Source organism: Psychrobacter sp. T6-5, from assembly GCF_052258485.2.
Taxonomy (GTDB): domain Bacteria; phylum Pseudomonadota; class Gammaproteobacteria; order Pseudomonadales; family Moraxellaceae; genus Psychrobacter.
On the sequence record NZ_JBQQEY020000001.1, the window covers coordinates 2,107,355 to 2,122,077 of the forward strand.

Consider the following 14,723-nt stretch of genomic DNA (forward strand, 5'->3'; position numbering starts at 1 on the left):
CAGCCGTATTAAGAGATCGCTTTTTTATTTTGCAATGTGCTACCTTAGTGTTTTTGGCAAACAAACTATTAGTATTATCTATTGGTACTATTAATTATGCGGAATCTTTATCACGCGCTTAAATGATTTTGCTTGCTTTAACATTGACAGTTACTCATAAAAAAGGATTTTTTGATGCTTGATTTTTCTGCGAAACCTCGGCGCTCACCTATACTCATATTCGGTAGTACGCTACTACTCTCTGTCTCAGCCCATGCGCTAGAGCCAACCGTTTCAGCCAACAGCCCCACGGTCAATAACACATCGATTGATACCAATGCGCTAAATCTAGCCATTATGACGGACAATCCAACTGTCCTATCTGAAACCAAACGCATCACACGGGCAAAAACCAGTACTCTAAAAACCACATCAAACAATGCGAATAGCGACCAAGCTATCTACTCTGAAGATGCAATTCATCATCCAGTATGGGCAAAAAATGGCATGGTCGCCACCCAAGAAGCGCTTGCTTCCGACATCGGTTTGCAGATTTTAAAAGACGGTGGTAATGCGGTAGATGCTGGGGTTGCGGTTGGCTTTGCCCTTGCTGTAACCTTGCCGCGTGCTGGTAATATCGGTGGTGGCGGTTTTATGATGATTTATGACGCTAAGCAAGGCAAAACCGTCGCGCTCGATTATCGCGAAAAAGCACCAAGTAGCGCCTCTCGTGATATGTATCTCGACGATGAGGGCAATGCTGTCAGCGACTTATCTCGTTATCATGGCCTAGCCGTTGGCGTACCGGGGACAGTAGCAGGGCTACTAAAAGCACTAGAAGAGCATGGCACCATGAGCCGCGAGCAAGTCATGGCACCAGCAATCGCATTGGCAGAAGATGGCATAGAAGTCACCGCAGGCTTATCCGAATCGCTCACTGCTTTGAGTGATCGCTTGCAAAAATGGCCAAGCACCAAAAAAGTATTTTTTAAAGCAGACGGCAGCGCTTATCAGCCGGGTGAGCGGTTAAAGCAGCCTGAACTTGCCCGCTCGCTAAAGCGAATCGCGGCACAAGGCGCAGATGGATTTTATAAAGGGGAAACCGCGCGTGACATCGTAAAAGCCGTCAACGAAGCAGGCGGTAACATGAGCTTGCAGGATTTAGCCGATTACGAAGCCATCGCCCGCGTGCCTGTCAAAGGCGATTACCGTGGTTATGAGATTGTCTCTATGCCACCGCCCTCCTCTGGCGGTATTCACATCATTGAAATATTAAATATCTTAGAAGGCTATCCCCTCAAGGACTATGGTCAAAATAGCGCACAAACCATTCATTTGATGGCAGAAGCGATGCAACTGGCTTATGCAGATCGTGCTGAGTACCTAGGTGATTCTGACTTTATTGATGTCCCTGCTAGCGGCCTAACGTCACAAGCCTATGCGGATAAACTGCGCACTTTGATTGATCCCAATAAAGCCACTCCAGCCTCGACCATCAAAGCAAACAATCCGCTCCCTTATGAGAGCGATCAAACGACACATTTCTCTATCGTTGATAAAGACGGCAATGCCATCGCCAACACCTATACGTTGAACTTCTCTTATGGCACTGGTCTCGTGGCTGACGGCACAGGTATTTTGTTAAACAATGAAATGGATGATTTTTCTGCCAAGCCGGGTGTACCAAATGGTTACGGATTAATTGGTGGTGATGCCAATGCTGTTGAAGCCAATAAACGTCCGCTATCCTCGATGAGTCCAACGCTCGTATTCAAAGACAGCAAACCTTACATTGTCACTGGTAGCCCAGGCGGTAGTCGTATCATCACGACCGTCACCCAAATCATCTCTAACGTCATCGACCATGATATGAACATCGCTGAGGCAACTCACGCGCCGCGTATTCACGACCAATGGCTACCTGATGAGATTCGAGTTGAAAAAGCACTAAATATTGATACCGTTAAAAAATTAGAATCTATGGGGCATACGGTCAGTCCAAAATCAGCCATGGGCTCCACGCAGTCGATTATGCTCACACCAAACGGCGTCTATGGCTCTTCTGATCCGCGTATTGTTGACGCAGCGGTGGTTGGATACTAAGTCAAATTGTCTTTAATTATCAATTATATACCCCTCTACGCCTTATCGTGTTGAGGTTTTTTTTATATCATTTCTTACCTAATTAAATTAGCATGATGACTTATCTCACTCAGATTAAACCCTTGCAATTAGTGGCTGTTGGTAGCAAATAATGCTATTATCAACGACCCCATTTAAAACGTATCAACATGGCTTCCGAGGTCTTAACCACCTCTCGATAACACTACAAATGATTGATAATCATCATGTATTTTATCAGTAGCTTATTTCTTTTGATCGTACTAGTAAGAGTCTTCTATGGCATTTGTACACCTTGGTATCCACAGCGAATATTCCATCACCGATTCTATCGTGCGCATCAAGCCGCTCGTGAAAGCGGCGGCGGCTGACAATCAGCGTGCGCTGGCTTTGACCGATTTATCCAATTTATATGCCACAGTGAAGTTTTATCGTGCTTGCCTAGGCGCGGGTATCAAGCCCATTATCGGCAGCGAAGTCATCATGGATAATGAAGACACACGCCTTACCCTACTCGCAATGAATAATGAGGGCTATCAAAACATTACCCGTATCGTGTCGCTTGGGTTTACCGAAGGTCGCGCTGATCCTGTCAATCATGGTACGCCTGTTATCAAGCGTAGTCATATTCTAGAACATGCGGCAGGCGTCATTGTACTACTGACCGAAAAGTCCGACGTGGGTCAGGCATTGGTTGGCTCGATGCCAGAAAAAGCTGATGAGCTGCTCACCGAGTGGCAAGCGCAATTTGATGATCGTTTATACTTTGCCATTAAGCGTACCAACCGCTCAGGCGAAGATGCCTTTATTAGGGCAGCCATTCATTCAGGTGCCAAACACAACATCCCCATCATTGCGCATAATGACGTACGTTTCTTAGAGCAAGAGGATTTTGATGCGCATGAGGCTCGCGTGTGTATTGCAGGCTCTTATGTCTTAGCGGACCCCAACCGTCCGCAGACCTACTCAGATGAGCAATATCTCAAAACCCAAGATCAAATGGCGCAGCTGTTTGCTGATATTCCGCAAGTAGTTGACAACACCTTACGCTTGGCAACCCGCTGTAATGTCACTTTGACACTGGGTATTAACGTACTGCCTGACTTCCCTGTCCCTGAAGGCGAGACGATTGAATCGTTTTTTCGGGCCGAGTCACAGCGCGGTCTTGAGCAGCGCTTAGATAAGCTTTTTCCTGTCGAAGCACGTACGGACAATTGGAGCGATTTCCGTCAAAGATATGACGAGCGCCTCGCCTACGAGCTGGATATTATTTTATCCATGGGCTTCCCTGGTTACTTCCTCATCGTCATGGACTTTATCCGCTGGGCAAAAGCCAATGGCGTGCCAGTAGGCCCTGGACGTGGTTCTGGTGCAGGGTCTCTGGTCGCCTACGCGCTCAATATTACCGACCTTGACCCCATTCATTACGATCTGTTATTTGAGCGCTTCTTGAACCCTGAGCGGGTATCGATGCCCGATTTCGATATCGACTTCTGCATCGAAGGTCGCGATCGCGTGATTGATTATGTGGCGCAAACCTACGGTCGTGATGCGGTTTCACAGATTATTACCTTTGGTACGATGGCCGCAAAAGCGGTCGTGCGCGATGTGGCGCGCGTCCAAAGTAAATCATACTTTTTGGCCAATAAAATATCTAAACTCATTCCCAAAACGCCTGGCATCACCCTAAGCCAAGCGCTTGAGCAAGAGCCACAGCTTAAAGACTTGATCTCTAATCCTGATAACATGGATTATGAAGATGCCATTGAAATCTGGGAGATGGCGATTAAGCTTGAAGGCGTCTGCCGAAACGTCGGTAAACATGCCGGTGGCGTACTGATTGCGCCGCATAAAATCACGGACTTTAGTGCCATTTATTGTGATGACGATGGGCACCGTGTCAGCCAGTTTGATAAAGACGATGTAGAAGCTGTCGGTCTGGTAAAGTTTGACTTTTTGGGTCTACGCAACTTAACCGTTATCAACGCAGCGGTTGAGAATATCAATTTGCGCCGTGCCAAAGAAAATGTGCCCGCATTGGTATTGGAAGACTTACCACTCGATGATGTTAAAGCCTACAAATTGCTGCAAGATGCCAAAACAACCGCCGTCTTTCAGCTAGAAAGTATGGGCATGAAAAAGTATTTGGCCAAACTGCAGCCAACCAATATCGAAGATGTGATCGCCATGTGTGCGCTCTATCGTCCCGGCCCGCTTGATGCCGGCATGGTAGAGATGTATATCGACCGTAAGCACGGTCGTGAAGAGGTCATTTATGACCATCCCAATCTTGAGCCCATCTTAGAAAACACTAATGGCGTCATCGTCTATCAAGAACAGGTGATGCAGATCTCGCAGGTCATGGCAGGTTATAGTTTGGGCGGTGCTGATATGCTGCGCCGCGCCATGGGTAAGAAAAAACCTGAAGAGATGGCAAAACAGCGCGATATCTTTGTCACTGGCGCAACCTCACAAGGTATCGACGAAGTCACATCAGGCGGCGTGTTTGACCTAATGGAAAAGTTTGCAGGTTATGGTTTTAACCGCTCGCATTCTGCGGCTTATGGGGTACTTGCCTATCAGACGGCTTATCTCAAGCAGTACTACCCTGCTGAATTCATGGCAGCGGTATTAACATCTGATATGAACAACACCGACAATGTGGTGTTCTTTATCAATGATTGCCGTGAAAACTTTGATTTGACTGTGGTCAATCCATCAGTCAATCGCAGTGAATGGCATTTCGTTGCCGATACCCCGACCAATATCATTTACGGTCTTGGGGCGATTAAAGGTGTCGGTGAAGGAGCTGTCGAGTCCATCGTTAATGCACGCCGCACGGATGGACCTTTTAAAGACTTATATGACTTTTGCCGCCGTGTGGACATCAAAAAAGTCAATAAGCGTACACTAGAAGCATTGGTTAGCGCAGGGTGTTTTGATGACTTTGCTGCGACGCTACGGCCCGACTTACCAGCAGACGAAGCTTACGAGATTCGCGGTGCACTGATGAGCCAACTACCAAGCGCCGTCCAAGCGGCTGAGCAAGATCGGCAGAACAACGAGCTTGGCATGATGGATTTGTTTGGCGAAATGGACGGTGTTGTTGCAGCACCGCCACTCGTGATGACGCCAGAGTTGATCTGGGGTGACAAGCATCGCCTAAAAGCGGAAAAGAACACCTTGGGGTTATACTTAACTGGTCATCCAATTAATGAATACTTAGATGAATTAAAGCGCTACACCTCAGGCGCTCGTCTCAACAAATTGGCAGATACTGGTTATAACGGTAGCTGCTATTTTGCAGGACTCATTATAGATATCGCTAACTTTGGCAATCGTAATGTGATTACTTTAGATGATGGCACATCGAGATTGGAAGTCAGCTGCTATGCTGAGCGTTTCAACCGTGTCAAAGAGCAATTGAAAATCGATGAAGTTGTCATTATCAAAGGCAGTATTCGTGAGCGTGATGGACGTTTGTTTGCGCGTCTTGATAGTGCCATGAGCATGGTCGATGCGCGCCTGCGTTGGCTCAAAAAAATCAGTATCAAAGTCCATGGTAACGATATCGACCTACTCACACGCTTGCAACCACTACTCAAATCCGCACAGGCTGATATCATACCTGAACCGCGATTAACTTATAATCAAGAGCAAGATGAGCAAAGCAATAATGGTAGTAACACTTACGACCCTGCCATGGGCGGCAGTTTATATGATGAAAATGGCAATGACTTATTGGCTCTAGAGAACGATATGAACCATGACGCATTTAATCAAAATAGCATGCCCCAAAGCTATGCAAATAATGCGCTTAGTGATACGGATGCTTCTATCAATGATAACTGCTTGCCACTTGGTTTGAGCGTGTATGACGTTTATGGTATCGCAAATGTGGGCCTGTCAGAGCATTGGCGGGTCTACCCGAACGACGATAACTTGCAACAGCTGAAGACTTTAGTTAGTGAAGATAACTTACACTTTCATTACAGCTAAAATGTACAATACCACCAAAAATCCACTATAGTAATCTAACTGCTCTAACTTTTAACAATTGGATAAAAGCCATGACTGACATGACGAATAATAATATGACTGGTCAGACTGATGAAGAGATTATCAATCACGAACAGTTCGAAGACATGCGTGACTTGCTAGAAGAAGACTTCGTCGAGCTGATACAAGTGTACCTCAATGATAGTCAAAAACGCGTTGCAGCACTGCGAATCGCTCAGCAAGAAGATGATAACGCCAATGGCTTTGAAACCGCTCATGCCCTAAAAGGCGCAAGTGCCAATTTGGGTACGACTCAGCTGGTTCGTCTTAGCAGCCAGCTACAAGAATGCTGCCGTGAGCGCCACATTAGTGAACAAGCTGATCTGATTGAAGAAATCGCTGTCGCATTACAACGTGCTGAACAAGAAATCAATCAAAGATTGGGGCAATAATGAGTAACGACTCTTCATCATCTACTGAGCAAGCCTGTACAGTGAATGACTACCTCGACTGCTTACAAGTCATCATGGTCAATACGACTTTGCCTGCCAATATCGGCTCAGCCGCACGCGCCATGCATACAATGGGCTTGTCCCGTTTGACCGTTGTCGATCCCAAATTGCCAATTGATGAGACCAGTGTCTCTCATGCGGCAGGTGGTAGTGAGCTGCTGTCATCTGCTGTGATCGCACCTACTCTAGAGTCTGCCATTGCCGACTGTCAGCTGGTATTTGCAGCCAGCAGTCGCAGTCGTCATATGCCGCGCCCTGTTGTGACACCCACGCAGGCTGCCAAAATCATGTTCGACTTTATCGATACACAGTCGGCTTTAAGTGCAAATGATAATAACGTTAACACCTCATCAGACGCTGTTTCTAGCAAACCAAATATCGCTATCTTATTTGGGCGTGAAGATCGTGGGTTGACCAATGAAGAGTTGGCTTATGCTGATTATCACATTCAAATTGACGCCAACCCTGCTTACCCTGTATTAAATGTCGCCTCAGCAGTGCAAGTCATTGCCAGCTTTATTTTTGCTTATGCTCAAGCGCATACTCAGACAGCGGACAGTTTAGACGAGAATACCGCTTCCCAATCGACAATTAATGTGAATTTACGTCAACAATGGGATGAGCCTGCTATCAATCAGCAGCAGTTGCAACAGCTTACTCAGCGTACTACTGATCTTATGGTACAGCGTGGTCTGGCAAATAGCGAACATCTAAAGTCATTGCCATCACGCCTATCCAGACTGGGATCACGCATACAGCTTGATCAAAAAGAGTATCAGCTATTAAGCGCTTTGATTGCAAAATTATCCAAAGATTAAAACAAGTCATTGTTTATCAGCTCGCCTTCATTTGACAGCTTTTTACTATATTTTGCGGTACAAAGCTGTTATAACTTAGGAAAAATGAGCAACAACATACTCTCATTATTATTTAACCATCATGACCATAAAATAAAGACATTGCTACTTTAGCAACGCTACTTTACCGACGAATAGATAGGACGCTTTATGTCATTGCCATCCAAATTGTTCAGATCGCTTGTCAGCATCAAAAAAGATCTGAAAGAAGATATCGATGCGGTATTTAACCGCGATCCTGCAGCGCGCAATAGTCTGGAAGTCATCCTAACCTACCCAGGTATCCATGCGCTCATTCTACATCGCGGTGCGCACTGTCTGTGGAATCATGAACAGAAACTGGCGGCTCGCGTCATCTCATATGGCTCGCGTATTATTACAGGTATTGAGATTCACCCTGCTGCCAAGATTGGTAAACGTTTCTTTATCGATCATGGTGTTGGGGTCGTCATCGGTGAGACTGCTGAGATTGGCAACGACGTGACGTTGTATCACGGTGTTACTTTAGGCGGTGTATCTTGGAATAATGGCAAACGCCACCCAACGCTAGAAGATGGTGTAACCGTAGGTGCTGGTGCAAAAGTCTTAGGGCCATTTACGGTCGGCAAAAACGCCAAAATTGGCTCGAATGCAGTGGTAGTCAAACCAGTACCAGCAGGCGCTACGATGGTCGGTAGTGCCGCTCGTATGATCTCAGATCATCACGATGAAAAAGGCAATCCCATCGCGACAAAAGTACAAGATGCCAAGCAACAAGAAAAAGTCGCGCAAGCTGGCGAGAGCATCAAGGATCAAGCAGCTGACACCACTTCTACTGCAAAACGCACCAATACCTTCCGTGCTTATGGTATCGATCCCTATTCACAAGACCCTGTCGCAGAAGCGTTTGCTAAAATGCTCGAACACATTCAACAATCAGAGAATCGTCTCGATCAGTTGCAGTCAGCAATGTGTGATATCGATCCTAACTTTTGTAAAAAAGAATACGATAAGCTTTGTCTAGAAGATTTAGATGTGATTGGTCGTGCTGATATCGATGCAGCAGATAACGAGCAGAAGTGAATACGAGAGTTTCAGTAAAACAAATAAGACTAAGGGACGTACAATATACTGTACACCCCTTAGTCTTATCTACTGCAAAAATATCAGATGTTATCAGTGTGAGTTAAAACAAGTCACCCCACTAACTGTCTATTTATTATCAATTTTTTCTTAAAACGCTATTCAAACAACTAATCAGTAAATGCAGTCAACTCTTCAATCCCTACAACTTCATGCGCTTTAAACGGATAACGATCGGCCATTACAATCCAATCAGATATTGATTTAAATGTCGAATATTTGCTTAGGCTATTTTCTATAGTAGCCAATTTGACCATCAAAATATCAATATCCATCGTCACTCGTCGCACTTGCTTTGGCTCAGTCTGTCGACGTCTATTACAATCACCTTCAAGCGCTTTAAAGGTTTGCTGTAGTTGCTGCAAACTCATCGGTGTACTCAGTGCTAAATGTACACATTGATTGGTATAGTCAGGTTTTGGTAATTGGGTAGTCGCGGTAAAATCAGGGTTTTGAAAAGCCGTAGATAGTCGTATCTCACCCAGCGCTGCCAAACTCTCTCGAGCAAGCGGTAGATACCTCTCAGCTTGATAGTTGCTACCCAGCGCTAACACCACTTCTGCCACAGACTGCGCTTGCACAGTTTCAGGTGCGCATTGTGTTAGCGTTGCCATATTCAAATTCATTGACGTTTTATACATCATCAGCTTGGCTGTCATTAACTTCTTTGGTAACGTCTTTAGTAGCTGACTCGTTAGTTGATGCTGGCGCATAGCGTGTTATTTGTACCCCTACCGCATCTGCTTGGGCAATGGCAGTCGGCTTGGCAATGCTCAACGTGATTTTTTGACAGTCATATTTTGCAAATAGCTTATCAGAGATCTGACTGGCCAAATGCTCAAGCAGCTTTGCTTGAATTTCTTTGCACCACTCGCTCACATCATCGCAGACTTCTTTATAGCTCAGCGCATCGCTGACATCATCTGACACAGCGGCACGGCTAATATCCGTCTCAAGCGCGATATCGATCAGTAACGGCTGAATAATGGCGCGCTCCCAATCAAACACACCAATGACCGCTTCAACTTTTAGACCTTTTATAAATACAACATCAGACTGCGTATGAAACATGCTTCCATCCTTGTTTGCTAATTTTTTGTTCGTATTTTTAGCTCTTTACTTAACCGATTACAAAGCCTCTTCACGGAGACGCTCAGCCTTTAACACTTTACTTGGACGATGTCGCCACAGATCAATGCTAAATAAGAGTAACCCTAACCAAATCAAACCAAATACTGCCAGACGATGTAGATCAAATGGTTCATTGTAATAAAATACCGCTAAGAAGAAAATAAAGGTCGGCGTCAGATAATTCATAAAGCTTAAGATACTATATGCCACAAGCTTGGTCGATTTATTAAATAATAATAGCGGTATCAAAGTAATCGGGCCTGCGAGCATCAATAACCAAATGTTTGCGCTGAACCAAAAGCTTAGCTGATGGCTGACCACATCAGACTGCCAAAACCACCAAATACATAAAGGGACTAGCATGGCCGTTTCAACAAACATAGCATCGACAGCAGTCAATGGGGTTTGCCGCTGAATGGTGCCATAAGTACTAAAGCTGAACGCCAAAATCAATGATATCCACGGCAGACTACCAAGCATCACCACTTGAATGACCACAGACAATAATGCAAAGCCAATGGCTACCCATTGTAGCGTGCGCAGGCGTTCTTTGAATAAAATCATCGATAGGCCAACACCCACCAATGGCCCAATAAAGTATCCCAAACTGGCCTCAAGGATACGATCGTGATTGACCGCCCATACATAGGTCAGCCAGTTGGTTGCGATAATCAAGCCAGATACCAACGACAACGCGATCCATCTTGGGTTTTGTTTGAGCGTCTCTATCCACCCCCAACGCTTGGTCGCTACCAATACAATGAGTAGGCAAAAAAACGTCCAAACAATACGGTGTCCTATGATTTCGGTCGCATCATAATTGGATAATTGCTTAAAGTATAAAGGAAAACCACCCCAGATAAAAAAGGCAATAAGCGCAGTGATAATGCCGCGTCTGGTTGTGGTAATCGGGGCAACAGGTTTTTTGACGACATTTTGGGTAGTCATAGTACAGGACAACTTTTTAGAGCAAAGCGCACCCTCACCTAATTCTGATTATTATTATCAATCGAATCGTGAAAGCGCAGGGTCACTACAGTGAAATTATAAGATAAAAAGCAATGTACTCATGCCAATAGTGACATGAGTACATTGCTAACAATATTAGATTGAACTTTTTATGGATACTTTACAGCGCATGATCATAGGAGCGTATTGATCCACACTCATTCATTTATTCAGCGTCAGTATCCACTTGAATAGACATACCGATTTGGTTAGCCAGCTCAGCAAAACCTGGGAAGCTGGTATTGACCGTCTCCGTACCCTCAATGGTGATTTGCTCAGCAGCACGCAGACTCGCAACAGAGAAACTCATCGCAATACGATGGTCATGATGCGAGACAATGTGACCACCACCAAAGACAGGCTGGCTGTTATTTATATCGCCGTTCTCAGTAGCGGTGCCTTTGCCTTCAATAATCAGCCCATCATCAGTGACAGTACAATCGATGCCAAGCGTCTGTAAGCCCTCTGCCATCACCGCTATACGATCTGATTCTTTGACGCGTAACTCTTTAGCACCAGTCAAGACGGTACGCCCTTTGGCACAGCTAGCCGCGACAAACAGTACAGGGAACTCATCAATCGCTAGCGGTACGAGATGCTCCGGTATCTCAATACCGACCAAGTTTGAGCTGCGAACCGTAATATCAGCCACTGGCTCGCCGCCAACGTGCGTTTCATTGCTTAGGCTAATATCTGCATTCATTAATTTTAGAATATCAATAACGCCAGTACGCGTAGGGTTGATACCGACTTGGGTCAAGGTCAGTTTGCTGTCTTGACTAATAGCTGCTGCTACCATAAAAAATGCCGCAGATGAGATATCAGCAGGAACCGCAATATCGCCACCTGTTAGTGTGCCACCACCAGTGACACTGATACGATTGCCTTCTACGGTTACCGGATAACCAAAGGCTGATAGCATACGCTCGGTATGGTCACGGCTGATTTCAGGCTGAGTGACCGTCGTTGTACCCTCGGCCCATAGACCTGCTAGCAGCAAGCACGACTTTACCTGTGCTGACGCCACTGGCATATCATATTCGGTGCCTTGCAATGGCTTACCAACTGCATCGCGACCCGTAATGCTAAGCGGTGCCGTACCACTATGACCCGTGCTTTGGATGACAGCACCCATCCTGCGTAGCGGTGCAGCCACACGCTCCATCGGGCGTTGGTTTAGGCTGGTATCACCCGTTAATACGCTATCAAATGATTGCGCTGCCAAGATACCAGATAGCAGGCGCATGCTCGTACCTGAATTCCCCATATACAATGGCGTTTTGCTAGGTTTTAAACCATTCATACCGACACCATGAATGGTCAAGTTACCATTATCAGGGCCTTCGATGGTCACACCCATATCACGAAATGCTTGCAACGTTGCAAGGGCATCTTCCCCTTCCAAAAATCCAGTAACGTGGGTTACGCCTGTGGCAAGACTGCCAAGCATGATGCTGCGATGCGAGATAGATTTGTCACCAGGAATGGCAATGGTGCCAGAGACCGTATTGCTAGGGGTAATATTATAAGAAGCTGACATGGCAGAAGTATCCGTATAAGGGGTGCTGGCTAACATATGGCCAAAATGTCGCCGTGCGGCTTGCGCGCGGCCCAAAAGTCCCATCAGGGCGGTTGAATCTTTATCAATGATGAGCTGGCGCATGGTTTGCAGATAGACACCATACTCATCAAGGGCGCTCACAATGGCGCTTTGGTTGGCAAAAAATATATCATGCCACATTTTAGGGTCGCTTGCGGCGATACGCGTAAAATCGCGGAACCCACCAGCGGCATAACGAAACATATCTAAATTATCATCATGGCTTGCTAATTGCTCAACCAAATTGAAGGCAAGCAAATGCGGCAAATGGCTGGTATGCGCTAATATACGATCATGGTGACCTGCATCCATCGATATAACATTTGCACCCACTGATTCCCATAATAATCGCAACTTAGTAATCGCGACATTGCTTGTGGTAGCTAGCTCACAGATAATGACACTATGATTGACAAATAAATTGGCGCGTCTGGCATGATACCCTGAATTTTCAGCCCCAGCAATTGGATGCGCGGGCACCAACCCTACTGGCAACGAACCAAACACCGCTTTGGCCGCGTCAATGATATTGACCTTGGTACTGCAGACATCCGTTAAGATACAGTCAGCGGCAAGCTGTTCATTATCCATCGCATTTTTGATGTCAATAAAGACAGCTTGTACTGCCTGTACAGGCACTGCAATGATGATTAAATCACTACCGCTTATGACGTCTTGTAGGTTTGCACTACCAGCATCAAGCAGACCATGCTCGATGGCTTCTGTGATACTTGGTGCATGCCTATCGACTGCTACCAGTCGCTCACTTAAGCCATTATCTTTAATGGCTTGCGCAAAGCTAGCACCAATGAGCCCAAGTCCAATCACACAAACTTGTTCGAATATAGGTCGATGCATATTTAAAGAGGGCTGAAGATTGTTTTTTTTCTGACGACTCACGGCTTTTCTCGTTGAACGCGCTCGGATACATTTCGGTAAATCCCAGCGTTATATAATTTAATGGCTAGTTAAGATCACTTTTTACTAAATAATACCTTTGATCAAAACATATCGATGGATGTGCTGAGGGCGTGTCCCTATTTTAAAAATGGTGATAAAAATGAGATAAATCGCAGGCAAACAAGGAAAATAGTGCAGACAATATCGAGATATTGACCAGATATTTAACACCGTTTGTCAAAGATTTAGCCATTTTTAGCCCATTTAGTGATAAACGTTTGAATTAGGGACATGCCCTAGTCTTCACTCAGAATAGAACGCAAAGTATCAATCAAACGTAAATTGTCCTCGGCCACACCCACCGTAATACGCAACCAGTTTGGCAGCCCATAAGCGCCTAACGGCCGAACAATAACGCCTTGCTCCAGGAGTGCTTGATGGATTGACGCCGCAGTTATATCTTCCATCTCAACCTGCACCTCAACCATAATGAAATTGGCATGCGACTTCACAAACCCCAATCCCAATGTATCAAACTGCTTTTCTAACCAACGCATTTGCTCATCATTCATCTGGCGCGTTTTTTCAATAAAATCTTGATCAGCAAGTGCCGCAGCGGCAGCAGCTAGACCTACACGGCTGACATTAAACGGCTGGCGAATACGATTTAATAACTCTGCGACAGCCACCGAGCTTAATGCATAGCCCACACGTAAACCTGCCAGCCCATAAGCTTTAGAAAACGTGCGCACGATGATGACATTATCAAACTCATCTAATAATGCGCGGTTATTACTCTCAGGGCTATACTCGATATAAGCCTCATCCAATACGACCAAGACTGAACTTGGCACACTCGTAACGAATTGACGCAGCTCCTTGCGGTCTAGCTGCGTGCCAGTTGGATTGTTGGGATTGGCAATAAAGACAATTTTGGTATTGGGATTATCTTGGACTGCTTGACTCATGGCTTTTAGGTCGTGACCAAACCGGTGGGCAGGCACCTCAACATCCATCGCGCCTTGCATCTTCGCCAGCATAGAGTAGACCACAAACGCATACTGACTATAGACGATGGCATCATCAGCACCCACAAAACTACGTGCCAAAATATCGAGCAAATCATCAGAGCCATTGCCAAGCGTAATCTGCTCGACTTTAACGTCATTAAAGTCAGCCAACGCTTGCTTCAGATAATAGCCATTGCCATCAGGATAACGTGACAATTGACCCAACTGCTCAGTGACCGCTAGCGTCACTCGCGGTGAGCACCCCATCGGGTTCTCATTGCTAGCCAGCTTCACCACATCTGAGACACCATATTCGCGCGTCAGCTCTTCAATTGGCTTACCTGTCTGATAAGGTGCCAACGCCAGAATACTGTCGTAAGCTGGCGCTAATGGCGATAGGTTTGATGCTGTCAATTGATCAGGCTGCATGATTTATCCTTAAGTGTTATCACTAAATGCGATCGCCCATCTATTAGTTGTCAAT

General features: G+C 45.7%; 10 protein-coding genes. 5 read left to right on the forward strand and 5 right to left on the reverse strand.

The features are described 5' to 3' along the window. Window positions 1–174 precede the first annotated feature (174 nt). The 5 genes from ggt (at window position 175) to cysE (ending at window position 8,530) form a co-directional block, all read left to right on the forward strand. The gene (gene ggt / locus ACTXGK_RS23690) at window positions 175–2,082 is read left to right on the forward strand and encodes a gamma-glutamyltransferase (RefSeq protein ID WP_443515414.1); all 1,908 of its coding nucleotides are present in this window, start codon (window positions 175–177) and stop codon (window positions 2,080–2,082) included. Between the two features lie 297 nt (window positions 2,083–2,379). After that, complete coding sequence (gene dnaE, locus ACTXGK_RS23695; RefSeq protein ID WP_443515412.1) at window positions 2,380–6,099, forward strand: DNA polymerase III subunit alpha; 3,720 nt, start codon at window positions 2,380–2,382, stop codon at window positions 6,097–6,099. Window positions 6,100–6,170: 71 nt separating this feature from the next. Continuing rightward, window positions 6,171–6,551 carry an Hpt domain-containing protein gene (locus ACTXGK_RS23700; protein WP_443515410.1) on the forward strand — a complete coding sequence of 127 codons (381 nt, stop codon included), beginning with the start codon at window positions 6,171–6,173 and terminating at the stop codon, window positions 6,549–6,551. Further along, the gene (locus ACTXGK_RS23705; RefSeq protein WP_443515408.1) at window positions 6,551–7,429 is read left to right on the forward strand and encodes an RNA methyltransferase; all 879 of its coding nucleotides are present in this window, start codon (window positions 6,551–6,553) and stop codon (window positions 7,427–7,429) included. Before ACTXGK_RS23700 ends, ACTXGK_RS23705 begins: the two co-directional genes overlap by 1 nt. 189 nt (window positions 7,430–7,618) lie before the next feature. Further along, window positions 7,619–8,530, forward strand: a complete 912-nt coding sequence (cysE, locus tag ACTXGK_RS23710) for a serine O-acetyltransferase (RefSeq protein WP_443515406.1) — start codon at window positions 7,619–7,621, stop codon at window positions 8,528–8,530. Window positions 8,531–8,700: 170 nt separating this feature from the next. On the opposite strand, the gene ACTXGK_RS23715 is transcribed toward cysE, so the two are convergent. The 5 genes from ACTXGK_RS23715 to hisC form a co-directional block, all read right to left on the reverse strand. Then, the gene (locus ACTXGK_RS23715) at window positions 8,701–9,204 is read right to left on the reverse strand and encodes a 2-amino-4-hydroxy-6-hydroxymethyldihydropteridine diphosphokinase (protein WP_443515404.1); all 504 of its coding nucleotides are present in this window, start codon (window positions 9,202–9,204) and stop codon (window positions 8,701–8,703) included. A 19-nt stretch (window positions 9,205–9,223) separates the two neighbouring features. Next, window positions 9,224–9,661 carry a dihydroneopterin aldolase gene (gene folB, locus ACTXGK_RS23720; protein ID WP_443515403.1) on the reverse strand — a complete coding sequence of 146 codons (438 nt, stop codon included), beginning with the start codon at window positions 9,659–9,661 and terminating at the stop codon, window positions 9,224–9,226. Window positions 9,662–9,718: 57 nt separating this feature from the next. Then, entirely contained in the window at window positions 9,719–10,669 is a 951-nt protein-coding gene (gene rarD / locus ACTXGK_RS23725) for an EamA family transporter RarD (RefSeq protein WP_443515401.1), read from the reverse strand. 226 nt (window positions 10,670–10,895) lie between these two features. Then, complete coding sequence (locus tag ACTXGK_RS23730) at window positions 10,896–13,187, reverse strand: bifunctional prephenate dehydrogenase/3-phosphoshikimate 1-carboxyvinyltransferase (protein WP_443515455.1); 2,292 nt, start codon at window positions 13,185–13,187, stop codon at window positions 10,896–10,898. Between the two features lie 338 nt (window positions 13,188–13,525). Then, on the reverse strand, window positions 13,526–14,668 hold the full coding sequence (hisC, locus tag ACTXGK_RS23735; RefSeq protein ID WP_443515399.1) for a histidinol-phosphate transaminase: 1,143 nt from the start codon (window positions 14,666–14,668) through the stop codon (window positions 13,526–13,528). Window positions 14,669–14,723: the final 55 nt, after the last annotated feature.

What these genes read in the sequence shown, in the direction of transcription:
- ggt (WP_443515414.1), top strand. Translation starts at nt 175, where the DNA reads ATGCTTGATTTTTCTGCGAAACCTCGGCGCTCACCTATACTCATATTC.
- dnaE (WP_443515412.1), top strand. Translation starts at nt 2,380, where the DNA reads ATGGCATTTGTACACCTTGGTATCCACAGCGAATATTCCATCACCGAT.
- ACTXGK_RS23700 (WP_443515410.1), top strand. Translation starts at nt 6,171, where the DNA reads ATGACTGACATGACGAATAATAATATGACTGGTCAGACTGATGAAGAG.
- ACTXGK_RS23705 (WP_443515408.1), top strand. Translation starts at nt 6,551, where the DNA reads ATGAGTAACGACTCTTCATCATCTACTGAGCAAGCCTGTACAGTGAAT.
- cysE (WP_443515406.1), top strand. Translation starts at nt 7,619, where the DNA reads ATGTCATTGCCATCCAAATTGTTCAGATCGCTTGTCAGCATCAAAAAA.
- ACTXGK_RS23715 (WP_443515404.1), bottom strand. Translation starts at nt 9,204, where the DNA reads ATGGCAACGCTAACACAATGCGCACCTGAAACTGTGCAAGCGCAGTCT.
- folB (WP_443515403.1), bottom strand. Translation starts at nt 9,661, where the DNA reads ATGTTTCATACGCAGTCTGATGTTGTATTTATAAAAGGTCTAAAAGTT.
- rarD (WP_443515401.1), bottom strand. Translation starts at nt 10,669, where the DNA reads ATGACTACCCAAAATGTCGTCAAAAAACCTGTTGCCCCGATTACCACA.
- ACTXGK_RS23730 (WP_443515455.1), bottom strand. Translation starts at nt 13,187, where the DNA reads ATGCATCGACCTATATTCGAACAAGTTTGTGTGATTGGACTTGGGCTC.
- hisC (WP_443515399.1), bottom strand. Translation starts at nt 14,668, where the DNA reads ATGCAGCCTGATCAATTGACAGCATCAAACCTATCGCCATTAGCGCCA.